Below are 22,529 nucleotides of genomic sequence, written 5' to 3' on the forward strand. Positions count from 1 at the left end.
CCAAGGGACAGGGGATCAGGAACAATGAAGCCCACCCTCATTCTCGTCGGCGCGGACAAGGGCGGCGTCGGCAAGACCACCATTTCGCGGGCCCTGCTGGACTTTTTTGCCCGCCGCAACGTTCTCGCCCGCGCTTTCGACACCGAAAATCCGCGCGGCACGCTCTATCGCTTTCATCCCGGCAACACCCAGGTCATCGATATCGAGGACGTCGCCGATCAGATGAAAATTCTCGACACGCTGGAAACGGCGGCGGAGAAGGTGACCGTGGTGGATTTCAAGGCGGGCGCCTTAAGCCGCACGCTGGAGATTTTCGAGCAGATCGGCGTTTTCGATGCCGCCCGGGACGGGCAGTTCGATATCGGCATGGTTCATGTCGTCGGCCCGGCCGTGGCCTCGCTTGACGAGCTGCAGGAGATCAACCGCTACGTGACCGGCATCGACTACATCGTCGCCCGCAACTTCATCAACGAGACCAATTTCTTCGAGTGGGACGAGGAGACCTACAAGAAGTATTTCGCCAACCTCAATAACGCCCACGAGATCGAGGTGCCCAAGCTCAACGAGATGGCCTACGAGGCGGTGGATCTCGCCGGCGTGACTTTCTCCGACTTCATCAACAACCGCACCGCCGATGGCCAGCCGGGCAACTTCTCCTTCACCCTGCGCGGCTATGTGCGCAAGTGGCTCTCCGATATCGACGAACAGTTCGAGGGCCTGGAGCTGATTCGCAACATCCTCTCCGGCGGCCGCAATCGCGCCCCCGTTGCCGAAAACGGCGAAAAGAAAAAGGCAGCCGCCGGCGGCAAGAAATAAGGCGGCGCATAAAGCCCCATCCGCCTCCCTTTGCCGGGAACACCTCTTCCGGCAAGGGAGGCGTTTCTTTTTTAAGAACAGCGGGCCGATGAAACGGCCTTTACCTCCCATTACCTGTCGCCCTGGTCAGCCGGAATCCCGGTTCAGGCCCGGGACAAGCCCGGCTGTGACGCGATAGGGACAAATGCCTCTTCCGGTGAGACCGGATCCAGCCGGCGTGACGATGGTCGTCAGTCGGGCAAGGTCTTGTGGGTGTTGTCGCAGATGGGGGGCGTTTTCGTGTGCTTGCAGCCGCAGAAGAGCACGGTGCCATCCCGGGGCGCCACCCAGGCCAGGGGCTCAAATCCCGTGCCCTCGTGCGAGCCGTCGCAGAAGGGCTGATCCTTGGAGCGGCCGCAGGCGCACCACCAGTAGGTCTCGCCTTTCTTCACCTTCACCGGAAAGGCGCGTTTCGCGGCGATGACAGGTTCCGGCTTGTCGTTCATGAGTTTCCTCCCCCTTGCATGATCGTTGCCGATACCGGGCCGCAGGCAGGGCGCAAGCTTCGGTGGGCCTTTCGCCTCATGCCGGCGGGTCATGTCATGCTGGCCTGAGACGGGGGCCGGCGCCAGCGGTTTTTCGCTCCTCGGGCCGGGCCCTGCCGTTTTTGGGGCCGTGAATGAGGCGGTCGTCTCCTTCAAGTGCCTCAAGTTCCGATGGCAAAGACCATCCTGAACCGTGCCCTTCAGGCCCCGTCCGCCTCGATCTTCTGGCAGCCGCCGCCGGCGCGGGTCCTGGCCCAGGCTTCGCAGCAGCCCTGCGCCATGGCGCGCACGCGCAGGATATAGGCCTGGCGCTCGGTGACGGAAATGACGCCGCGCGCATCCAGCAGGTTGAAGATGTGCGAGGCCTTGATGCACTGGTCATAGGCCGGCTGCGCCAGCAGGTGACAGTCGCCCGCATCCCCCAGCTCCAGCAGACGCTTGCATTCGCGCTCCGCATCCTCGAAATGGCGCAGGAGGGTGTCGGTATCGGCATATTCGAAATTGTAGCGGGAATATTCCTGCTCCGCCTGCAGGAAAACATCGCCATAGGTGACCTTCTCCTCGCCTTCGCCGCCGTTGAAGTTGAGGTCGAAGACGTTGTCCACCCCCTGCACGTACATGGCCAGCCGCTCAAGCCCGTAGGTGAGCTCGCCGGAGACGGGATGACAGTCCAGCCCGCCCACCTGCTGAAAGTAGGTGAACTGGCTTACCTCCATGCCGTCGCACCAGACCTCCCAGCCCAGGCCCCAGGCGCCGAGGGTGGGGCTTTCCCAGTCGTCCTCGACGAAGCGGATGTCATGCAGGGCGGGATCGATGCCGATGGCATAGAGCGAGCCGAGATAGAGCTCCTGGATGTCATCGGGCGAGGGTTTGAGGATCACCTGATACTGATAGTAATGCTGCAGGCGATTGGGGTTTTCGCCATAGCGGCCGTCGGAGGGGCGGCGGCAGGGCTGCACGTAAGCCGCCTTCCACGGCAGCGGCCCGATGGCGCGCAGTGTCGTGGCGGGATGAAAGGTGCCCGCGCCCACCTCCATGTCGTAGGGCTGCAGGATGACACAGCCCTGCTCGGCCCAGTAATCATGCAGGGTCAGGATGAGATCCTGAAAGGAACGGCTGGGATCGCGCCTGCGCTTCTCGCTCATGGATGTCGGCCCGTCATTTCCGGCTGATGTCTCTTCGCACACGCTGATGCGCTGGTATTGCTAAAGGCATGGCAGGCCCGGAGCAAGCCCGTTTTTCTCTTTAAATCCTCTTTGCAGGAGCCTGCATCGGGCCCGCTCATTTTTCCTCATCCGGCACCCAGGCGCCCGTTTTCGGATCCTTGCGCAAAGTGACCGTCTTCGGCGGCTGATCGCCCGCATCATCCGACGATTGGCCCACGGAGGCACGCCGCCGGTCTTTCTCTGCACGCGCCGCCCGTTCGCGCAGGCGCGCCTCGCGCTCGCGCATGAACTTGAAGGTCATCAGCACCAGGGCGATGAGCAAGAGGGCAACGAGGATTTTCGAGCCCATGAGCGGCGGTCCTTTCCTTGCCAGGCTTAAACGGGCAGGGCCGCAGACAGGCCAGGCCCGCCCATTTCCCCTGCGCTGGACACCGGCATGCGGCGCGTCCCATGCCGGCATGTGCCCATGCGCTGGCCACGGGGTGGCGCACGCCATGGCCGGTTAAGGGGATGGGCGTTACATTCTCATGAAATCAGCCGAGAGGAAAGGCCTTGCCGTGGCGCAGCACCATGTCGGCCTCCAGGGAGAAGGCGCCGTCACTGCGGTGCAGCACGATGCCGGGCAGAATGCGCGTTGGCGCGCGCGAGGCCTTCACCCCCTGCACGAGAATGCGCGAGGCCGGCTGCCCCGGCTTGGGATAGAGCGGCGCGATGCGCACATCGCCCAGCTTGTGGGCCTCGAAGGCGGCGAGAATGCGCCCCAGCGTCTCCGGGCGGTAGACGAGGGTGACGGTGCCGCGCGGGCGCACCATGGCGGCGAGCACCGCAATCCAGGTTTCGAGATCCTCCGGGCCGAAGACATGGGCGGTGGATTTCAGCGGCGCGGTGGGCGCCTGCACGCTGCCTTCCTCGTAATAGGGCGGATTGGCGAAGGCATGGGCGAAGGAGCCGTGCTCCGGCCAGGAGGCGAGATCGCGGCGCAGGCCTTCGCGCACATCGCCGCGGATGATGCGCAGCCGGCCGGAAAAGCCGTTCTTCTCGGCGTTGCGCTCCGCCAGCATGGCATAGCGCACATCCTGCTCCACACCGGTAATGGTGACATCCGGCACCCGCGCCAGCAGGCACAGCGCGGCCACTCCCGGCCCCGTGCCCGCCTCGAACACGGCATCGCCCGCCTTCGCCGGCACGGCGGCGGCAACGAAGACGGAATCAATGCCGGCGCGAAAGCCCTTCTCGGGCTGCATGACCGTGATGCGGCCGTTCAAGAAGGCATCCTCCGTGAGCACGCCGGCGGCGCTGCGCGGACCATGATCCCTGTTCTCGTCCATGGAAGACGTCATCGCATTCATCATCCTTCGGTTCCCGGTTTCCGTGAAGCCCCCTGATCGCCCGCCACGAGATCCGCAAGCAGCCATGCGGCGCGCCGTTCATGCTCATCCCGCACCATCAGCCGGCGCGGAAAGGCAAGCATCGAGCCCTCCACCGCCGAGACATACTCATCAAGCACCCAGGATTCGATGCCCGCCTCGGCCAGCACATGGCGCGCAAAAGACAGAAGCACCGGATCGCTGGTTCTCAAGACCTCGCGCATGGCGTCATCTCTGGTTCGTCATTATCCTAGGCATGTCAGACTAACGGAAAGTTGCCGCGCACGATACGCCCGCCCGGATGCATGCGTACCTTCAATGCCTGCCGCATTCTGCCGCATGTCATGATCCATGCGGTTGACTCAGAACGTCCTCTCCTTAAACCTAGCCGGCGACACGGGTTTTCGTGAGTGGAAAGACGCTTCATCGCCGACCGTCCTGATCGGGACGGGGCGCATCATCGGGAGTTTCGCCATGGGCGTTGTCGTGCCACTGGGAGAACGGGACGGAGCCAGGGCCTCCATCGAGCCGCTGCTGAAGGTGGTGGCGGCGGACATGGAGAAGATCAACGAGACCATCCTGTGGCATGCCCGCTCGCATGTGGACCTCATCCCCAAGCTTGCCGCCCATCTCATCAACTCCGGCGGCAAGCGCCTGCGGCCGATGGTGACGCTGGCGGCCGCGCGCATGTTCGGCTATGAGGGCGAGACCCACCTGCCGCTGGCCATCGCCGTGGAGTTCATGCATACGGCCACGCTGCTGCATGATGATGTGGTGGACGAATCCGACATGCGCCGCGGGCGCAAGGCGGCGCGCCTCATCTGGGGCAATCAGGCCACGGTGCTGGTGGGGGACTATCTGCTCTCCCAGACCTTCAAGATGCTGGTGGACACCGGCCTGATGGATGCGCTGAAGGTGATGTCCCACACCGCGGCGGTGATCGCCGAGGGCGAGATCATGCAGCTTGAGGCCCAGAACGACATCACCACCACCGAAGACCGCTACATGGAGATCATCTCGGCCAAGACCGCGGCCCTCTTCGCCGCGGCGGCGCAACTGGGCGCCATCGTCGCCGAACGCCCGCAGGAAGAGCGCGCCGCCATGGATTCCTTCGGCCGCAATCTCGGCATCGCCTTTCAGCTTGTGGATGATGCGCTCGATTATGCCGGCGAGCAGGACAAGCTGGGCAAGGCGGTGGGCGATGATTTCCGCGAGGGCAAGGTGACCCTGCCGGTGGTGCTGGCCTATCGCCGCGGCAATGAGGAGGAGCGCCGGTTCTGGAAGCGGGTCATGGCCGACCGCGATCAGCGCGAGGGTGATCTTGAGCGGGCGCTTGAGATCCTCGCCCGCCATCACACCATCGAGGACACCATCGAGCGCGCCCGCCATTACGGCGCCATCGCCCGCGATGCGCTCGCCATCTTCCCGCCCAGCGATCCGCGCGATGCCCTTATCGAGGCGGTGGACTTCTGCATCTCCCGCGTAAGCTGATCAGCCCCTTCTGAAAGCAAAAGCCTCGGCACCTTCAAAAAGCGGGGCATGCCAGCCGGAAGTGAAGGCCCCGGAAGCGAAAAGAGAGTGCAACGAGTGCCTCACTCAGCCCTCGATGCGGGAGAAATCGGCGATCAGGCGGGCCACGTCGCGGATGCGTGAGAGCAGCAGCAGGCGGTTTTCGCGCAAGGTGGGATCCTCGGCGTTTACCGTTACCTTGTCGAAGAAGGTGTCCACCGGCTCGCGCAGCCGGGCCAGCGCCGCCATGGCCGCCTCGAAGTCCTCGTTGGCCAGGGCCTTCTTCACGTTGGCGCGCGCCTGGCGAATGGCGCTGGCCAGTTTCTTCTCCGGCCCGGCGATGAGCAGCTGCGGATTGGGCTCGCCCTCGTAAGTGCGCTTGTCCTTCTTCTCCTCGATGCGCAGGATGTTGGCGGCGCGGCGGAACCCGGCGAGCAGGTTCTGCCCGTCCTCGCTGTTGATGAAGTTCTCCAGGGCCTTCACCCGCCGCACGATGGTGAGCAGATCGTCCTGATCGCCCAGCCCGAAGACGGCATCGATGAGATCGTGGCGCACGCCGCTTTCGCGCAGGTGCACCTTCAGCCGCTCGATGATGAAGCCGAGCAGGTCGCGGGCGATGGCCTCGGCTTCTGCATCATCGCCTGAGAAGGCCGGCGAGAGGCGCACCCGGTCCTGCAGGAAGGGCAGAAGCGGCAGCCTGATGCCGTTTTCCAGCACGATGCGGATCAGCCCGAGCGCGGCGCGCCTGAGCGCGAAGGGATCGCGCGAGCCTGTAGGCTTCTCGCCCGCCGCCCAGAAATTGGCCAGCATGTCGATCTTGTCGGCCAGGGCCACCGCGATGGACACCGGCTGATCCGGCACGCGATCGGACGGCCCCTGCGGCCGGTAATGATCCTCGATCGCCTGGGCGATATAGGGCGGCACGCAGGATTTCAGGGCGTAATACTTGCCCATGGTGCCCTGCAGCTCGGGAAATTCGCCCACCATTTCCGTCACCAGATCGGCCTTGGCCAGCCGCGCGGCGAAGGCGGCCTCCTCGGGATCGGCATCGACAAAGGGGGCAAGATCGCGCGCCAGCGCCTCAAGCCGCCGCACCCGGTCGCCCAGGGTGCCGAGTTTGGCGTGAAAGGTGATGCGATCCAGCTCCGGCACCCGCTCCTCCAGCGGCGTGGCGAGATCCTGCTCCCAGAAGAAGCGGGCATCGGAAAGCCGCGCGGCGATCACCCGGTTGTTGCCCTCGATGATCTTCTGGCCGCCGTCCTTCGCTTCCAGATTGGCCACGAGCAGATAGCGGTTGGCCAGCCCGCCGCCGTCCTCCGCCTTGCGGCGCAGGGCGAAGCATTTCTGATGGCTGCGGATGGTGGTGATGATCACCTCCTCCGGCACATCGAGGAAGCTTTCGTCAAAGGAGCCCATGAGCACCACCGGCCATTCCACCAGCCCGGCGGTTTCCCTGATCAGGCCTTCATCCTCAACGAGTTCAAGTCCGGCCTCTTCAGCGAGCTGTTCTGCACGCGCCCGGATGATCCGCGCCCGTTCCGCGCCGGAGAGGATGACGAAGGCCTTGCGCAGCTTTTCCTCATAATCGGCAAAGCCGGTGACCGAAAGGACATCCGGCGCCATGAAACGATGCCCGCGCGTTTCGCGGCCGACGGGAATGTCCTCCAGCTCAAAGGGCACGATGCGGCCATCCAGCAGGCAGATGATGGAATGCAGCGGCCGCACCCAGCGCAGGCGCCGCGCCCCCCAGCGCATGGACTTCGGCCAGGGAAAGCGGCGGATCACATCCGGCAGCAGCTCCTGCAGCACCGCTTCCGTGGGCCGGCCCGGGCGCTCGATGCGGGCCACGTAATAGGGGCCCTTCTTCTCGTCGGCGACGATATCGCACTGATCCAGCGAAAGCCCCGTGGCGCGCAAGAACCCCTGAATGGCCTTCTCCGGCGCATCCACCCGCGGCCCGCGCCGTTCCTCGACGATATCCGGCGTCTTGTGCGGCACATCGGAAATGACAAGCACAAGCCGGCGCGGGCCGGCAAAGGCGCGGCTTTCGCCGATTTCAAGACCGGCCTCCGTGAGGCCTTCTCGCACCAGTCTTTCAAGATCGGCCGCCGCGCGCGCCTGCATGCGGGCGGGGATTTCCTCGGAAAACAGTTCGATGAAAAGCTCTGGCATGGCGGGCCTTCTTCAAGAACCGGTCGCTGATCGCTTGCGGACTCATCACCTCTGCCGGCGCCGGTGACCAGGAGCATGCGCCGGACCATGCCCTTGTTGCAGCACCCGCCACGGAAAGGCAAGGGCCTGTTCGCCCATTGCCGCAAGGCTTTTTTCTTGAGCGTTCTGGATGAAGGACATGGATGGGAGAGGGAAGGTCCCGACAGGCGCGAGCCCTGTCTCGGGCCGAGCCCGGATGAGATGCAATTGATGACCGTCACCGCATGCGCATACCGCCCTGGACAGCCGGGACAAGCTAAGGCTGTGATGTGGGGAGGGGGCGGTGAAATACAACAATCTCCTGCCTTGCAACAAAGAGGGAATCAGTTATTAACATATTGAATTCTAACAATAAAACGTCATTGCCGGCCTTGTGCCGGCAATCCAGGGCCAGGAATGAGGCGGTTTTGGTGGGCGATGGCATCTGCCAACTGGCTTGATTTGAGCCGTATGCTTTTTGAAAGGAGGTCCCTCTCTTAGGATAGAGCCCGGTAGAACCGTTCCTGACTGCCATCACCACATGCGTAAATCGCCCCTGGATACCCGGGACAAGCCCGGGTATGACGTAAGTAGTAGATATTCAATACAAAAAGAACAACCTCCCAAGTTTGGGCAAGGGGGAAAGAATGCCTTGATAAAGGTATCTGCGTAGCATGTGACTAATCACGCTCTTCGCAGCGAAAATCATTCGCAACACACAAAGCAATTTAATTGGACACGACTGGGCTGATCTACGGGGTGACGAGGAAGGTGGCGCCGTTGTCTACTGCCGGAAGGATGTTGTACATCCTTCCGGAACGTTTCGGCGGGGTTTTAAACCCCGCCAAAATGTTCCGGAACGGGATAAAATCCCGTTCCGGCATTTTATGTCCATACGGCTCAAACCAAGCCAGTTGGCGAATGTTGTCGTTCTCCAAACCCGCCTCTTCCCTGTCCCGGGCTTGAACCGGGGTCCCGGCAATCCGGGGCCAAAAGCGCAATGGGTTTGGGAAACGACAGCATGCGCCCGCAGGCGTGGCCGCGCCGCCTGTTTTCTGAAAAAAGATGCCGGAAGGGCATGGAAACGGTGTGATGTTTTGCATCCTCCGGCAGAGAAAGGCCGTTTCCTGTGCCCGCCCAAGCCCGTAGATTAGGAAACGATGCATGCGGGATCGCCATAAGCGAGCAGGGATGGCGCACATGGGGCGGGAAAACGGGCAGGGCAGGGCAGAGAATGGGAGAGCAGAAGGCCTTGGCCGCCGCATCGTGCGGGCCCTTGCGCAGGGCCCCTGGCCCTTCGCCCTGCTGGCCGGTGCGCTGGGATCGCTTTCCCTGCCCCCCTTTGCGCAGGGTTGGCTGCTGGTTGTGTCCTTCTCGCTGCTCAGCTTCTGGTTTGAGAAATTGTCCACACAGACGCATCCCCTGCGCCCCCTGCTGGTCAGGGCGGCAGGGCTCTTTGGCCTGTTCGGCATGGGCTGGTTTGGCGCCTCTGTCTGGTGGGTGGGCGAGGCCTTTCTTGTCGAGGCTGAAAAATTCGCAATCGTCATGCCCTTCGCCGTTCTCGGCCTTGTTGTGCTGCTTGCCTCCTTTTGGGCGCTTGCGGGCGCGCTGACCGCTCTTATTGCCCGCGCGCCCTTCTTTCGCCGCTGGCCTGTGCCTGTTGCCCTGGCCATGGCCGCCGGCTTCACCCTGGCGGAATATGTGCGCGGGCATGTGATCTTTGGCGGCTTTCCCTGGAACATGCCGGTGCATGGCCTGATCACCCTTCCCGCACTTGATCAGGCCGTGGCCTTTTTTGGCCGGGATGGCCTCTCCTTTTTTGCCGTGTTCTGGGCGGCCCTGCCGGCATCGTTCTGGGCGTTCAGGCGGCGGACGCGCCTTGAGCAAGGCCTTGTGCTCGCCGGCCTTGCCCTGTTTGCCGCCACCTGGATTTTTGCCGCATGGCGCCTTCATGCCGCACCGCCCCTGACGCCGCCGGAGAGGCAAGCGCGGCCGCTTGTGCGCATCGTGCAGCCCAATGTGCCGCAAAGGGAAAAATGGCGCCCCGAAAACCGGCAGGCCATCTTTCAGCGCCTGCTTGCGCTGACCACACGCCCCTCTGCCCTGGGGCGCAGGCCGGATATCATCGTCTGGCCGGAAAGCGCCGTGCCCTTCCTGCTCGCTGAAAACCCGCAGGCCCTGCACCAGATCGCTAAAGCCCTCAAACCGGGGCAGCTTCTCATCACCGGCAGCCTGCGCCGCGCCCTGCTCGGAGAGCCCGAGCCTGAGCGATTGCGCAATTCTATCTTGGTTGTCGATGATGAGGGTTTCATCATCGCCCGGTATGACAAGCGCCATCTCGTGCCCTTTGGGGAATATTTGCCGCTGGCTTCCCTGCTGACGCCCCTGGGCGTGCGCAAGCTGGTGCCGTTTTCGCGCGGCTTTGCGCGCGGTGTGCGCCCCGTTTCCCTGCCGGCGGGGCGGGCCGGACCGGCAGGCCCCCTGATCTGCTATGAGGCCATCTTTCCCGAATTGGTTGCCGAGATGCTTGCATTGCCCGTCACGATGAGGCCAAAGTGGTTAGTCAATATTACCAATGATGCCTGGTTTGGCCGCAGCATTGGCCGCGCCCAGCATCTGGCCGCGGCGCGTCTGCGAAGTATCGAATTTGGATTGCCACTTGTGCGTGCGGCGAACACCGGCCTGTCCGCCGCCTTCGATGCCTATGGCCGCACCTTGGTGAGTTTGAATCCGAATCGCCCCGAATATGGGGATTTCTTCCTGCCGCAGGCGAACGTAAGGGCAGGTCTGACGGGAGGCTTTGCGAATCTCGCTGGACGGATCGCCTTGTTATTTTCACTCATGATGATGGGGATTTCATTCTTTCGTATACCCGTGATTGCAAGAAGGCGACCGTGATTGAAGAAAAATGCTCCGCAGACGTACTTTTTTCGCCTTGGAGATATTTACAGACCACCTCCGGCTGTAATATGTAGACGCTTGCCAGCGCATCCGGGCGCTTGAAGCTGCAGGGGGGAATGGAGAGCCAAGACGGGACAGAAACCAATCAGACCGGGGGCTAACGGTCTGAGGTAAAAATGACGAAAAAGAACCCGAATCCGATTGATGTGCACGTGGGCAATCGAGTGCGCATGCGTCGCATGCTGGTGGGGATGAGTCAGGAGAAGCTGGGCGAGCGCCTGGGTCTGACCTTCCAGCAAATCCAGAAATACGAAAAAGGCACCAACCGCATCTCCGCAAGCCGCCTCTATCAGATCTCCCAGATCCTTGGCGTGCCGGTCCAGTTTTTCTTCGAGGACCTGCCGCCGCAGATCGCGGGCGAGAAGAGCGAGGGCGTGGAAGAGCCGCGCGAGGAGGGCGCCATCATGGACTTCCTCGGCTCCTCCGAAGGCCTGCAGCTCAACCGCTTCTTCTCGCGGATCAAGGATGCCGCCGTCCGTCGCAGCATCATCGATCTCGTGCGCGCCATCGCCCGCGAGCAGGAAGAGCAGTGACACGGCGGCTGTTTTCCTGGCCTTTTTCGCATCGACACGGCAAGGAACGAGGGCATGTGACCGCTGGCATGCCCTCGTTTTCGTTTGGCGGCGGTTGAGAAATTCATTTGACAGCGGGTGAGAAGCCCGGCCCTGCCGCCAGCCGGGCATGCAAGACCTGCGCAGGCCCGTGCACAGGCCTTGCTTTCAGGGTGTTCGTCAAGTGTTCCAAAAAAGTTCTTGACATCCGTCCCGCTGCGTGCTATAGGCTCAGGCACACTCGGCGCAGTGGGCAGCACGACAGAGGAACTGAAATTCGCCTGAAAGCGAATTTTTGCGGGGGGCTGCCCTGAGGCCTGCCCTCAAACAGTCCGATGCATCAGCCCTTTAGGGGCAGCTTTTCCATACCCCCACTACGATACAGTCTTGACTTGCCTGTCCCGGACCTGAACCGGGATCCCATCTGTCCAGGGGTGGAAGGCGAAAGGGATGTGGAGCAGAAGGCACCGCATCTGGGCTCGGCCCTGGAAAGATCCAGGCGCCGGGGAGGCGATCCTTATGCGAAGCGCGTTCTCATGCAAAGTGATCCTTATGCAAAAAGTGGATCCTTATGCAAAAAGTGGATCCTTATGCAAAAAGCGTGCCTTGCATGGGAAATCTTTACCGCTTTCGCATTTTGCGGGTTATACTGAGGGGCAAAGCCGCTATGATCGGCGCAAAAGCGTGGTGTGTGACGGTGTGACCGAAGAGGGATGAGCCCTCATGACCCTGCGTCAGAGACTGGATGTGCGGCAGAGCCAGACGCTGGTGATGACGCCGCAGCTGCAACAGGCCATTCGCCTGCTGCAGATGTCCAATCTCGAGCTGCAGGCCTTTATCGCCGCGGAGCTGGAGACCAATCCGCTGCTGGAACGCGCCGATGAGGCACAAGAGGTGCCGGAAACGCCGGAGGCTCCGGAAGCCGAGGCGGGCGCGACGGGCGATGCGCCGGATCCGGGGGCGGAAAGTGTGCCGGACGGGAATGCGCCGGCGGCGGAGAGTGATGATGCGCTATCCCTGGAGGCCGATCTTGCGGCGGTGGATGCCGGCTTTGAGGACACATCCCGGCTCAAGGCGCGGCTTGATGCGCTGGATACCCCTGCGGAGGCGATCTTCACCGACGATTCGCCCAGCGAACGGGCCACGGAGAAGGCGGCGGAGCCCCTGACGCCGGATGCGGCCATGAGCGGCCTGGCTGGCGGGGATGATCCGTTTCTTTCCGGTGTGGCCTCGGCCGTGTCGCGCCCGGCGCCGGCGGACGAGGAGGAGGGGCGCAGCCTGGAGGAACGCATCGCGGGAGAGGTGAGCCTTGCCGATCATCTGGCCGAACAGCTGCCGCTTGTCCTGACCGATCCGGCGGAGCGCCTCATCGGGCAGCATCTGATCGGCTGCCTGGATGAGGCGGGCTATCTGGGCGAGCCCGTCGAGGAGATCGCCGATCGCCTTGGTGCGGCACCTGAACAGGTGGAGGCGGTGCTGAAGCGGCTGCAGACGCTGGAGCCCACCGGTGTTTTCGCGCGCGATCTTGCCGAATGCCTGCGGCTGCAGCTGGCGGAGCGCGGGCGGCTCAATACGCCGATGCAGACGCTGCTGGACAATCTCGATCTGCTGGCCAGGCGCGACTTTGCAAAGCTTGCGCGCCTCTGCCGCGTTTCCGAACGCAAACTGGCGGAAATGCTCTCCGAGATCCGCCGCTGTGATCCGCGCCCGGGCGCGCGCATCGGCGGGGCGCCGGCGCAGCCGGTGGTGCCGGATGTTTTCGTGCGGCCGGCGCCGGATGGCAGCTGGATCGTGGAGCTCAACAGCGAGACCCTGCCCAGGGTGCTGGTGAACAATCAGTATCGCGCCCTGGTGCAGGCCGGTGCCATGCCGCAGCGCGACAGGGATTACATCATCGAGTGCATGAACCGCGCCTCCTGGCTGGTGAAGAGCCTGGATCAGCGCGCGCGCACCATCCTCACCGTGGCGCGGGAGATCGTGCGCCAGCAGGACGCCTTCCTGCACAAGGGGGTGAGCGCCTTGAAACCGCTGACGCTCAGGCAGGTGGCCGATGCCGTGGGCCTGCATGAATCCACGGTCTCGCGCGTCACCTCCGGCAAGTACATGGCCACACCGCGCGGGATCTTCGAGATGAAATATTTCTTCACCGCCGCCCTGGCGGCCACCGACGGGGGCGAGAGCGTCTCGGCGGAGGCGGTGCGCCATCGCATTCGCGCGCTTATCGACGCGGAGGATCCCGATCATGTGCTGTCCGATGACAAGATCGTTGACATCCTGCGCGCGGAAGGCATAGACATCGCCCGGCGCACCGTTGCCAAGTACCGCGAGGCCATGGGCATTCCCTCCTCCGTGAAGCGGCGGCGGGAAAAGCGGCTGCTGAAGGCCTGAGGGGAGTTGGCGCGGGCCGGTGCAGAAGCGGCCTTTCAAGCGGTGGTCCCTGCGCCGGATCAGACAAGGAGATGCAAAAACTGACCGCCAAGACGCCGGTTCTTGATCACCGGTCTGGAAAAGATCGGCCGGCTGGCGCATAATGATTCCCGCAAACGGCGCCCGCCGGGATGAGCACCGGCCTTGCCCCCACATCTTCGGGCAGGGCGCCGCTTTCGGGACTGGCGTGAATTCAAGACAACCTGAAAGCAAGCCTATGCAGATCAGCATCACTGGAAAGAATCTCGACATCGGAACCGCCTTTCAGACCCACGTGGAAGAACGGCTGAAAGAGGCCGTGGACAAGTATTTCGACAGCGCGGTCAGCGCGCATGTGGTGGTGGAGAAGCAGCGCAACAACTTCCATACGGAATGCACCGTGCATCTGCCCACCGGCCTGCTGTTGCAGGCGGAAGGCGAGGGCGGCGATGCCTACGGCAGCTTCGAGGAAGCGCTGGATCATCTGGAAAAACGCCTGCGCCGCTACAAGCGCAAGCTGGTCAGTCATACGCGTCAGCGCCAGAAGAAGCCGATGGCCACCTTCCCGGCGCAGAGTTTCGTGCTGCAGCCGCTGGCCGAGACCGAAGGCGCAGAGGAGCAGGCGGAGGCGGAAGAGCCGGTGAACGGCGAGGAGGCCGAATTCGTGCCGGCCATCGTCGCTGAGGATATGGAGCAGATCGCCGAGATGAGCGTGGGTGAGGCTGTTCTGCAGCTCGAACTGGCCACGCGCGAGTTCCTCCTGTTCAGAAACGCCAATCATGGCGGAGTGAATATTGTCTACCGCCGCAAGGATGGCCATATCGGGTGGGTGGATCCGGGCCCGTGCCCGACACGGGATTGAAGCGTTCGTCCCCGGATGAAGGTGTGACCGGGGCCTTGTCTCCCTGAAATCCCGCAGGGCCACCTGAAAAACGGGCGCTGCGGCAGGGAGAGAGGAAGCGGATCGCGGCACAGGGTGGAAGCGGACAGGCATCCGGCATGCATGTGCGTTCATGCATGCCGGGGGTGTTTGTGTTCATGCGCTGTTGTGCCGGCGCCGTTTCCGAGGAAGGGGACAGTCAGCAAGGGCAAGCCATGCAGATTTCCGACATTCTCGAACCGGAATCGGTTCTGCCCGCGGTTCAGGCGGGCAGCAAGAAGCAGCTTCTGCAAACGCTTTCCGAACAGGCGGCCGGCCGCACGGGGCTGAACGCGCGCCTGATCTTCGATACGCTCATGCAGCGGGAAAAGCTGGGTTCCACCGGGCTGGGCGGCGGCATTGCCATTCCGCACGGGCGCTTCTCCGGGCTGGAGAAGGTGCACGGCCTGTTCGCCCGGCTGGCGCGGCCAGTGGATTTCGACGCGCCGGATCACGTGCCGGTGGACATCGTCTTTCTGCTGCTGGCGCCGGAAAGCGCAGGCGCCGATCATCTCAAGGCCTTAGCACGGGTCTCGCGCCTGCTGCGTGACAAGGAGCTGGTGGAAAAGCTGCGCGCCACGCGCGATGTGGACGCTCTTTATTCCCTGCTGATCGAGGATGCCACCCCCCGCGCCGCCTGACGCAGGGCGCCTTGTGTGACATCCATTTTTTCCTGTCCCCTGAAAGGCGGCCCGCGTCTTCAGTTTCCGGACGCCATCGATCCGGACGCAATTGGCCGCATCGCGCAAAATGCAGCGCCATACTCTACGGGCCTGATCCGGGCGCCCGGCAATGCAGGAGGCGGTTTACGCATATCCCGAGATCTTAAAGCTTTCGCCGGGGTGACGCGAAAGAGGGCAACGTTGTGTCATGTCGTGTGCCATCATGGCACCATCGAAGTTATGCGCAATGGACCTCGCATTCTCCTCTCCCTCACAGCGCCGCCTTGGCAGGGGCGGGCGGAAGGGATATATCCCTCTTCGCCCGCTGGTGGCGGAAGGCCGGCGGGCCGGCCGGGAATAAGGCCATTGGCGGTGATCACACAATCGCCCTGCATGGGGGCTAAGGGCACAAACAGGGCGCAGCGCGCGTAGATTCTCAACGAAGCGAACCCTTCCGCGCACAAGAGCGGCACGGTTGCGCCATCAGAACGAGCCATCGGCTAAAGACGAAAGATCCATGTCCGCACCCTCCCGCATCGTCGCCATGCTGGGGCCCACCAATACGGGCAAGACCCACATGGCGGTGGAGCGCATGCTCTCTTACGAGACCGGCATCATCGGCCTGCCGCTGCGGCTTCTGGCGCGCGAGGTGTTCGACAAGGTGCGGGCGCGCGTGGGCCGCGGCGCGGTGGCGCTGATCACCGGCGAGGAGCGCATCGTGCCGGAGGGGGCGCGCTATTTCGTCTGCACGGTGGAGGCGATGCCGCTGTCGCGGCCGGTGGAATTCGTGGCGGTGGACGAGGTGCAGCTCGCGGCCGATCTCGAACGCGGGCACGTCTTTACCGATCGCATCCTGCATGCGCGCGGGCAGCTGGAGACCTGGCTGCTCGGCGCGGAAACCATGCGCGAGCGCCTGCGCGATCTTTTGCCCGATGTGCAGTTTCGCTCCCGCCCGCGTTTTTCGCGCCTGACCTATGCCGGGCAGAAGAAACTCACCCGCCTGCCGCCGCGCACGGCCATCGTCGCCTTCTCCGCCGAGCAGGTCTATGCCATTGCCGAGCTCATCCGCCGCCAGAAGGGCGGGGCGGCCGTGGTCATGGGCGCACTCTCCCCGCGCACGCGCAATGCGCAGGTGGCGCTTTATCAGTCCGGCGAGGTGGACTATCTCGTGGCCACCGATGCCATCGGCATGGGCCTGAACATGGATGTTGATCATGTGGCCTTCGCCGCCACCCGCAAGTTCGACGGCTTTCGCCATCGTGCGCTCACCACCGCCGAGCTGAGCCAGATCGCCGGGCGCGCCGGGCGTCACCTCAACGACGGCACCTTCGGCGTTACCGCCCGCGCCGAACCGTTTGACGAGGACACCATCGAGGCCCTGGAGGAACACCGCTTTCCGCCGGTGCGCCTTCTGCAATGGCGCAATCGCGCGCTTGATTTCTCCTCCATCGACCGGCTGCTTGCCTCGCTGATGGCCGTGCCAAAGCGCCCGGGGCTGGCGCGCGCACCCATGGCGGCCGATGTTGCAGCGCTGGAGCTGCTTTCGCGCCAGGAGGAGGTGCGCAGGCTGGCCGATACGCCGGCCCGGCTGAAGCTTCTGTGGGAGGTCTGTCAGCTGCCGGATTATCGCAACATCACCGGCGGCGAGCACGCCGGGCTGATCGCCAGCATCTTCACCCAGCTGGTGCATGCGGGCCGCATCGACGAGGACTGGCTGGCGCGGCAGGTGGCGCGCTGCGCCCGATTCGACGGCGATATCGATACCCTCTCCATGCGCATCGCCCACATCCGCACGTGGACGTTCGTCTCCCACCGCGGGCACTGGTTGCGGGATGCGGCTCACTGGCAGGAACGGACACGCCAGATCGAGGATGCGCTTTCCGATGCGCTTCATGAACGCTTGACGAAGCGCTTCATTGACAGGAAAACATCGGTATTGCTGCGCAGGCTGCGGGAGAAGGAAGAACTGATGTCGAGCGTGGACGACGAAGGCGCGGTGCGCGTCGAGGATTCTTACGTGGGCCGCATGGAGGGCCTGCGCTTCATCGCGGACGGCGAGCAGGGCGAGGGGGCGCACAAGAAAGCGTGGGATGCCGCCACCCGCAAGGCGGTGGCCCGGGAGCTTTCCGAGCGCGCCCAGGCGATCAGCGCCGCGCCGGACACGGATTTCACCCTGGATCCTTCCGGCTATATCATCTGGCACGGCGCGCCCATCGCGCGGCTGCAGCCGGGGCCGGAGCTGTTGCGCCCCGATGTGCGGCTGCTGGCCGATGACGGGCTGGAAGGCCCGGAGCGCGAGGCGGTGCGCTTTCGTCTGCAGAAGTTTCTCTCCCGGCACATCGAGGCGCTGCTGGCGCCGCTCATTGGCCTGCGCGAGGATGAGGCGCTTACCGGCATCACCCGCGGTCTTGCCTGGCGGCTGGTGGAGAACCTGGGCGTGCTGCCGCGTGCGGAGGTGGCGGAGGAGGTCAAGAGCCTCGATCAGGATGAGCGCGCCAAGCTGCGCAAGCATGGCGTGCGCTTCGGTGCCTGGCATCTGTTCATCCCCGCCCTGCTGAAGCCGGCGCCCACGGCCCTGCGCCTGCTGTTGTGGGCCCTGCAGGAGGAGAAGGCGGGGCGGCTGAGCCTGGATGCGCTGCCGCAGCCGCCCGGACAGGGGCTGACCTCGGTGGTGCGTGACGAGAGCTGGCCGGAAGGATTTGCCCGCGTGTGCGGCTACATGGAATGCGGCCCGCGGGCGGTGCGCGTGGACATGATCGAGCGCCTGGGCGATCTCATTCGCGAGCGCGTGTTCTGGAAGCCGCGCTTCACCGGTGAGGAACGCCCGGAAGGCTCGGTGGAAGGCGGCGGCTTCACGGTCATTCCCGACATGATGTCGCTGGTGGGCTGTTCGGGCGAGGATTTCGCCGCCATCCTGCGCACGATGGGCTATCGGGCCGAGCGCCGCCCGGCGCCGAAGCCGGCCACGACCGAAGCGCAGGCAGGGAATGCCGCGCCCAACGAGGCTGAGGCCCCTGGGCAGGAACCTGGACATGAACCTGAGCAAGGGGCTGAGCAGGCGCATGAGGCACATGAGGAACAGGCCGGGCAGGCTGCATCCGATACCGGCGCGGCGGTTACCGAGGAACAGGCGGCCGAATCGGCTGAAGCCCCCGCTGCTTCTGATGCGGATCAGCCGGTAACGGCCGATGCGGCGCAACAGGGCGCGCCCGGGCAGGAATCGGCTTCCGAACCGGCCATGACCGGGGCGGCGGAAGATGCGAAAGCCGCTTCGGCCGAAGACGAGGTTCTGGAAAAGCGCGCGGTGAGCGAGAGCGCGGCGGTGGATGCGGAAATCGCCGCGCTGGCTGCGGCGGAGGCCCCGGCGGAGCCGGAGTTCATCGAGGTGTGGTGGCCGGATGGCACCGGGCCTTTCCGCAAGAAGCCCAAGCGCCGCACCAAACCGCGGCCGGAGGGCGCAGGCAGGAATCAGGGCAAGGCGGCGGGGCGCTCGCGCAAGCCCGGCCGCGGCAAGACGTCTGCCGCTACCGCCGCGTCCAGGGGCGCGCCCGGGCCCCGGCAGAGAAAGCGCAAGGACAAGCCGGTGGATCCGGATTCGCCCTTCGCCGTCTTGCAGAAGCTCAAATCGGAACTGGAGAAAAAGCCCTGAGCCGGAAAAGACGTAGCAGATCCGCCAATCCCGCGGCGGAGCAGATGCTCACAAGCCAGCGTCTGGACAGCTGGCTTTATGCCGTGCGCCTGTGCAAGACGCGCACGCGTGCTGCGGCCTTCATCAGCGAAGAGGGCGTGCGCATCAACCGGCGCAAGGTCTTTCGCCCTTCGGCCCTGGTGCGGGTGGGAGATGTGCTGACCATCAGCCTTCACGGGCAGGTGCGCATCATCGAGGTGACCGGGCTTTCGCTCAAGCGCGTTTCGGCCTCGGTGGCGCAAGGCCTGCGCCGGGACCTGCTGACGGAGGATGCGCCCTTTCAAAACGGGGGCAATGTGCCCAGATCACAGCACATGGGCGAAAATGAGGTGTAAACAGGGGGCAATCCTGCTATAGACCGATCACGAACCGCACGGCGCATGCATGCCGGCACATGCGGATCCGAGACGCAAAACCAGGAGAGCAACCGGCCCGGGCGGTCGTGTCGTTCCGCCGGGCCATCTGTTCAGGGAACCGATGCCATGACCTACGTCGTCGTCGACAACTGCATCATGTGCAAATACACCGACTGCGTGGAAGTGTGTCCGGTGGACTGCTTCTACGAGGGCAAGGTGATGCTCGTCATCGATCCGGACGAGTGCATCGACTGCGGTGTCTGCGAGCCGGAATGCCCGGCGGAGGCCATCCTGCCCGATACGGAGCCGGGTCTTGAGAAGTGGATCGAGCTCAACGCCAAGTACGCCAAGATCTGGCCCAATATCACGCACAAGAAGGATCCCCTGCCGGAGGCCGAGAAATACGACGGCGAGGAGAACAAGCTGGAGAAGTATTTCACCGACGAACCCGGCGAGGGTGACTAAAGCCGGTCCGGAATGGACGCATGAAGTCGTGGCGATCCCTGTTCCGTATCGCCACCGGCCGCTGATCAATGCATGAGGGCGGGTGTTGATGCCAGCACCCGCCCTTTTCCATGCCGGGAGTCGGTCACGTCCGACAGGCATGTTCATCGGAGCGGGCGTTTTCTGACCTGTTCGTTCTTTCCGTCGTTGAGCGGCTTATCGGCGGCGATGAGGAATTCCCGGTTGCCTTCGCGGCCGGGCAGCGGGGAGGGGGCGACACCGAGGACGCTCCAGCCGGCCTCGTTTTCAAGGAAATCGCGGATTTTGGCGATGACGGCCTGATGCACGGCCGGATCGCGCACGATGCCGCCCTTGCCCAGCCGTTCCCGTCCGGCCTCGAACTGCGGCTTGATCAGGGCATAAAGGCGCGCGCCCGGGGCGGCCAGCGTCAGGGCGGCGGGCAGGGCCTTGCTCAGGGAGATGAAGGAGAGATCGGCGGTGATGACATCCGGCGCTTCGGGAATGAGAACGGTGGAAAGATCCCGCACGTTCACGCCTTCCAGAGAGACGACGCGGGGATCGGCGGCGAGGTCGGGATGCAGCTGGCCATGGCCGACATCCACGGCATAGACGCGCGCGGCGCCGGCCATGAGCAGAACCTGGGTGAAGCCGCCGGTGCTGGCGCCGAGATCGAGAACAATGCGCCCCTGCATGCTCATGGGCCAGGTTTCAAGCGCGGCGCGCAGCTTCAGGGCGGCGCGGGAGACATAGCGCGTGGCTGTCTCTTCAACGTCGAGCCGGCAGTCGGCCGAAACTTTCTGGCCGGGCTTGCGCACAATGGCGCCATCAACGCGCACAAGGCCGCGGCGCACGGCATCGGCAGCACGGGCGCGCGTGGGCAGAAGGCCGCGATCGACAAGCAGCTTGTCCAGACGTTCCCGGTTCATGGCGGCTTGCGTTTTCTCCCGTGCCGGTGCGGCATCGCACCGCCCCTGCCCTGCCCCTTGTCTAGCAGATATAGGGCAAGATTTTCACGCGCGCCGTTGACAGAAAAAGGGTTCCGATAAGGCCCATCCTGTCTGTTGACAAAGGCCAGCGTCACCATGACCACCCAAGCCTTTAGGCCCTGGCTTGACGACATCCCGAAGCAAGCCCGGGACAGGCAAGGGGTAATGATCGATGTGAGTGGAGGATCAATGCCTTAATGACAATCTTCATCCGTGTTGCAAGGCAGGAGACGGTTGTGTTTGCCCGCACTCCCTCCGCCGCGTCACAGCATCATCACCCCGAAGCCAAACGCCGAGCCGCTTCAAACCACGGAAAGCACCATCAGTCAGAAGGGAGAAACGCGCGTGGCTCTTTCGCGCACCACCGCCCGCCGCCTGTTGCGTCTGCTGGAGCGGCGCCTGCGCGCGCTTGCCGATCTCATGGACGTTCAGGGCGCTCAAGGAGATGAAACCAAAAACAGGCAAGAGCGCCTGAACGATCTCGAACGCGAGGCCAAAGCCATCGCCGCCCTGCTCAAGACCCTGCAGGCCGCAGGGCTGGACCCCGCCCGCGAATGGGCCAGAACGCCGGATCATGCCATCGACACCGCCACCCTCCGACGCCGCCTTGCGCGCCGCCTTGAAGGCCTGCTTGCGCCGACACGGCCCCCGCGCCGTTCTGGCGCAGATGCCGCCCAGGGAGCTGCGCCTGATCGACGCCCTCTGGGCGCTGAACGCCCGGGATGATCAGCTCCCTCCCGATTTTCATCACCCGGATGCGGACTGGCGCATCTGGCTGGTCATGGCCGGCCGCGGCGCCGGCAAGACCCGCGCCGGCGCGGAATGGGTGCGCGCCCTGGCCAACGCGGCGCGGATCAAGGGCCGCCCTCTGCGCATCGCCCTGCTCGCCCCGACCCTGCACGATGCCCGCAGCGTCATGGTGGAAGGCGAATCCGGCCTCATGCACGTCTGCCGCCATGACGGGCATCCGCCGCGTTATGAACCGGCCCTGCGCCGCCTGATCTGGCCCGATGGCACCATCGCCCAGATCTTTTCCGCCGAGGAGCCGGATTCCTTGCGCGGCCCGCAGTTTCATCACGCCTGGTGCGACGAGATCTGCCGCTGGCGCGAGGGCGGGCAGACCATGTGGGACATGCTGATGTTCGCCCTGCGCCTGGGCGAGGCGCCGCGGGTGACGGTCACGACCACGCCGGCGCCCACGCCCCTGATCCGGCGCCTGCTCGCTGATCCCGAAACCTGGATCTCGCACGCCGCCACCGCGCACAACCGCGCAAACCTCGCCCCCGGCTTCGTCGAGCGGCTGCACGCCCGCTATGCCGGCACGCGCCTGGCCCGTCAGGAGCTGATGGGCGAGCTCATCGAGGATGATCCCGACGCCCTGTTCACGCGCCAGAACGTGGAAAAAGGCCGCTGCACGGCAGCGCCGCCGCTGAAGCGCATCGTCGTTGCCGTCGATCCGCCCGCCGGACGTGGGCCGGCCGCCTGTTGCGGCATTATTGTTGCTGGCCGCGACAGGCGCGGAGATATCTATGTCCTGGAGGACGCCAGCCTCGAACGCGCCGGGCCCTTCCGCTGGGCCCGCGCCGCGGTGAGCGCTTATTACCGCCACGCCGCCGATCGCATCGTCGCCGAGATCAACCAGGGCGGCGAGATGGTGGAGGCGCTCATCCGCCAGGTCGATCCCGCCGCGCCCTTCCGCGCCGTGCGCGCAAGCCGCGGCAAGATCGTGCGCGCCGAACCCGTCGCCGCCCTGTATGAGCAGGGCCGGGTGCATCACTTGGGCGTTTTCACGGCGCTGGAGGAGGAGCTGTTTGCATTCGAGGCGCTCATAGAGGCAGGAAAAAGCCCCGATCGCGCCGATGCCCTCATCTGGGCCGTCACCGAACTCACACGCCCCCACTTCCCGCCCCCGCGCATCCATGTGTTGTAAGAAAGGGCGGGAAGGATGATGAAAGATCAACCC

19 protein-coding genes are annotated in these 22,529 nt (G+C 64.3%); 12 read left to right on the forward strand and 7 right to left on the reverse strand.

The window, feature by feature from the left end; all coding sequences use genetic code 11:
- Window positions 1-24 precede the first annotated feature (24 nt).
- Window positions 25-816, forward strand: coding sequence for a P-loop NTPase family protein (locus tag EK16_RS09825; RefSeq protein ID WP_038036702.1), 792 nt, complete (start codon window positions 25-27; stop codon window positions 814-816).
- A 230-nt stretch (window positions 817-1,046) separates the two neighbouring features.
- Here the strand turns inward: EK16_RS09825 and EK16_RS09830 are convergent, their stop codons facing one another.
- The 5 genes from EK16_RS09830 to EK16_RS09850 form a co-directional block, all read right to left on the reverse strand.
- Window positions 1,047-1,301 carry a CDGSH iron-sulfur domain-containing protein gene (locus EK16_RS09830; RefSeq protein ID WP_038036703.1) on the reverse strand — a complete coding sequence of 85 codons (255 nt, stop codon included), beginning with the start codon at window positions 1,299-1,301 and terminating at the stop codon, window positions 1,047-1,049.
- A 239-nt stretch (window positions 1,302-1,540) separates the two neighbouring features.
- Entirely contained in the window at window positions 1,541-2,485 is a 945-nt protein-coding gene (locus EK16_RS09835) for a glycine--tRNA ligase subunit alpha (RefSeq protein WP_038036704.1), read from the reverse strand.
- A 136-nt stretch (window positions 2,486-2,621) separates the two neighbouring features.
- Window positions 2,622-2,855: a hypothetical protein gene (locus EK16_RS09840; protein ID WP_038036705.1), complete on the reverse strand. Its 234-nt coding sequence runs from the start codon at window positions 2,853-2,855 to the stop codon at window positions 2,622-2,624.
- Between the two features lie 184 nt (window positions 2,856-3,039).
- Window positions 3,040-3,846 (reverse strand): tRNA1(Val) (adenine(37)-N6)-methyltransferase, encoded by an 807-nt coding sequence (locus EK16_RS09845; protein ID WP_197059671.1) that lies wholly within the window; start codon window positions 3,844-3,846, stop codon window positions 3,040-3,042.
- Window positions 3,847-3,854: 8 nt separating this feature from the next.
- The gene (locus EK16_RS09850; RefSeq protein ID WP_038036706.1) at window positions 3,855-4,097 is read right to left on the reverse strand and encodes a putative signal transducing protein; all 243 of its coding nucleotides are present in this window, start codon (window positions 4,095-4,097) and stop codon (window positions 3,855-3,857) included.
- A gap of 250 nt (window positions 4,098-4,347) precedes the next feature.
- Here EK16_RS09850 and EK16_RS09855 point away from each other — a divergent pair, with 250 nt between their 5' ends.
- Entirely contained in the window at window positions 4,348-5,364 is a 1,017-nt protein-coding gene (locus EK16_RS09855) for a polyprenyl synthetase family protein (protein ID WP_038036707.1), read from the forward strand.
- 105 nt (window positions 5,365-5,469) lie between these two features.
- Here the strand turns inward: EK16_RS09855 and glyS are convergent, their stop codons facing one another.
- Window positions 5,470-7,554, reverse strand: coding sequence for a glycine--tRNA ligase subunit beta (gene glyS, locus EK16_RS09860; protein ID WP_038036708.1), 2,085 nt, complete (start codon window positions 7,552-7,554; stop codon window positions 5,470-5,472).
- A 1,218-nt stretch (window positions 7,555-8,772) separates the two neighbouring features.
- On the opposite strand from glyS, the gene lnt reads away from it, so the two are divergent.
- The 8 genes from lnt to fdxA all read left to right on the forward strand — a co-directional run bounded on the left by lnt (window position 8,773) and on the right by fdxA (window position 19,580).
- Entirely contained in the window at window positions 8,773-10,470 is a 1,698-nt protein-coding gene (gene lnt, locus EK16_RS09870; protein WP_197059672.1) for an apolipoprotein N-acyltransferase, read from the forward strand.
- Between the two features lie 179 nt (window positions 10,471-10,649).
- Window positions 10,650-11,066, forward strand: coding sequence for a helix-turn-helix domain-containing protein (locus tag EK16_RS09875; protein WP_038036710.1), 417 nt, complete (start codon window positions 10,650-10,652; stop codon window positions 11,064-11,066).
- A gap of 741 nt (window positions 11,067-11,807) precedes the next feature.
- A complete protein-coding gene (gene rpoN / locus EK16_RS09880) occupies window positions 11,808-13,472 on the forward strand; it encodes an RNA polymerase factor sigma-54 (RefSeq protein WP_038036711.1) in 1,665 nt (554 codons plus the stop codon).
- Window positions 13,473-13,728: 256 nt separating this feature from the next.
- Window positions 13,729-14,352, forward strand: coding sequence for a ribosome hibernation-promoting factor, HPF/YfiA family (gene hpf, locus EK16_RS09885; protein WP_038036712.1), 624 nt, complete (start codon window positions 13,729-13,731; stop codon window positions 14,350-14,352).
- Between the two features lie 233 nt (window positions 14,353-14,585).
- Window positions 14,586-15,050 carry a PTS IIA-like nitrogen regulatory protein PtsN gene (gene ptsN, locus EK16_RS09890; protein WP_038036854.1) on the forward strand — a complete coding sequence of 155 codons (465 nt, stop codon included), beginning with the start codon at window positions 14,586-14,588 and terminating at the stop codon, window positions 15,048-15,050.
- 538 nt (window positions 15,051-15,588) lie between these two features.
- Window positions 15,589-18,720: a helicase-related protein gene (locus EK16_RS09895; protein WP_038036713.1), complete on the forward strand. Its 3,132-nt coding sequence runs from the start codon at window positions 15,589-15,591 to the stop codon at window positions 18,718-18,720.
- A 44-nt stretch (window positions 18,721-18,764) separates the two neighbouring features.
- The gene (locus EK16_RS09900; protein ID WP_038036714.1) at window positions 18,765-19,094 is read left to right on the forward strand and encodes an RNA-binding S4 domain-containing protein; all 330 of its coding nucleotides are present in this window, start codon (window positions 18,765-18,767) and stop codon (window positions 19,092-19,094) included.
- A 147-nt stretch (window positions 19,095-19,241) separates the two neighbouring features.
- Complete coding sequence (fdxA, locus tag EK16_RS09905; RefSeq protein WP_038036715.1) at window positions 19,242-19,580, forward strand: ferredoxin FdxA; 339 nt, start codon at window positions 19,242-19,244, stop codon at window positions 19,578-19,580.
- Window positions 19,581-19,723: 143 nt separating this feature from the next.
- Here the strand turns inward: fdxA and EK16_RS09910 are convergent, their stop codons facing one another.
- Complete coding sequence (locus tag EK16_RS09910) at window positions 19,724-20,506, reverse strand: TlyA family RNA methyltransferase (protein ID WP_051929223.1); 783 nt, start codon at window positions 20,504-20,506, stop codon at window positions 19,724-19,726.
- 405 nt (window positions 20,507-20,911) lie between these two features.
- Between EK16_RS09910 and EK16_RS09915 the strand changes: the two genes are divergently transcribed.
- On the forward strand, window positions 20,912-21,292 hold the full coding sequence (locus EK16_RS09915) for a hypothetical protein (RefSeq protein WP_156098569.1): 381 nt from the start codon (window positions 20,912-20,914) through the stop codon (window positions 21,290-21,292).
- A complete protein-coding gene (locus EK16_RS09920) occupies window positions 21,225-22,496 on the forward strand; it encodes a DNA-packaging protein (protein WP_369793096.1) in 1,272 nt (423 codons plus the stop codon). Before EK16_RS09915 ends, EK16_RS09920 begins: the two co-directional genes overlap by 68 nt.
- Window positions 22,497-22,529 lie beyond the last annotated feature (33 nt).

It is taken from the genome of Thermopetrobacter sp. TC1 (assembly GCF_000746275.1).
GTDB lineage: Bacteria > Pseudomonadota > Alphaproteobacteria > Rhizobiales > Aestuariivirgaceae > Thermopetrobacter.

Bases quoted from the DNA above. Each gene is read 5' to 3' on its own strand.
- EK16_RS09825 (WP_038036702.1), top strand. From the start codon at position 25: ATGAAGCCCACCCTCATTCTCGTCGGCGCGGACAAGGGCGGCGTCGGC.
- EK16_RS09830 (WP_038036703.1), bottom strand. From the start codon at position 1,301: ATGAACGACAAGCCGGAACCTGTCATCGCCGCGAAACGCGCCTTTCCG.
- EK16_RS09835 (WP_038036704.1), bottom strand. From the start codon at position 2,485: ATGAGCGAGAAGCGCAGGCGCGATCCCAGCCGTTCCTTTCAGGATCTC.
- EK16_RS09840 (WP_038036705.1), bottom strand. From the start codon at position 2,855: ATGGGCTCGAAAATCCTCGTTGCCCTCTTGCTCATCGCCCTGGTGCTG.
- EK16_RS09845 (WP_197059671.1), bottom strand. From the start codon at position 3,846: ATGACGTCTTCCATGGACGAGAACAGGGATCATGGTCCGCGCAGCGCC.
- EK16_RS09850 (WP_038036706.1), bottom strand. From the start codon at position 4,097: ATGCGCGAGGTCTTGAGAACCAGCGATCCGGTGCTTCTGTCTTTTGCG.
- EK16_RS09855 (WP_038036707.1), top strand. From the start codon at position 4,348: ATGGGCGTTGTCGTGCCACTGGGAGAACGGGACGGAGCCAGGGCCTCC.
- glyS (WP_038036708.1), bottom strand. From the start codon at position 7,554: ATGCCAGAGCTTTTCATCGAACTGTTTTCCGAGGAAATCCCCGCCCGC.
- lnt (WP_197059672.1), top strand. From the start codon at position 8,773: ATGGGGCGGGAAAACGGGCAGGGCAGGGCAGAGAATGGGAGAGCAGAA.
- EK16_RS09875 (WP_038036710.1), top strand. From the start codon at position 10,650: ATGACGAAAAAGAACCCGAATCCGATTGATGTGCACGTGGGCAATCGA.
- rpoN (WP_038036711.1), top strand. From the start codon at position 11,808: ATGACCCTGCGTCAGAGACTGGATGTGCGGCAGAGCCAGACGCTGGTG.
- hpf (WP_038036712.1), top strand. From the start codon at position 13,729: ATGCAGATCAGCATCACTGGAAAGAATCTCGACATCGGAACCGCCTTT.
- ptsN (WP_038036854.1), top strand. From the start codon at position 14,586: ATGCAGATTTCCGACATTCTCGAACCGGAATCGGTTCTGCCCGCGGTT.
- EK16_RS09895 (WP_038036713.1), top strand. From the start codon at position 15,589: ATGTCCGCACCCTCCCGCATCGTCGCCATGCTGGGGCCCACCAATACG.
- EK16_RS09900 (WP_038036714.1), top strand. From the start codon at position 18,765: ATGCTCACAAGCCAGCGTCTGGACAGCTGGCTTTATGCCGTGCGCCTG.
- fdxA (WP_038036715.1), top strand. From the start codon at position 19,242: ATGACCTACGTCGTCGTCGACAACTGCATCATGTGCAAATACACCGAC.
- EK16_RS09910 (WP_051929223.1), bottom strand. From the start codon at position 20,506: ATGAACCGGGAACGTCTGGACAAGCTGCTTGTCGATCGCGGCCTTCTG.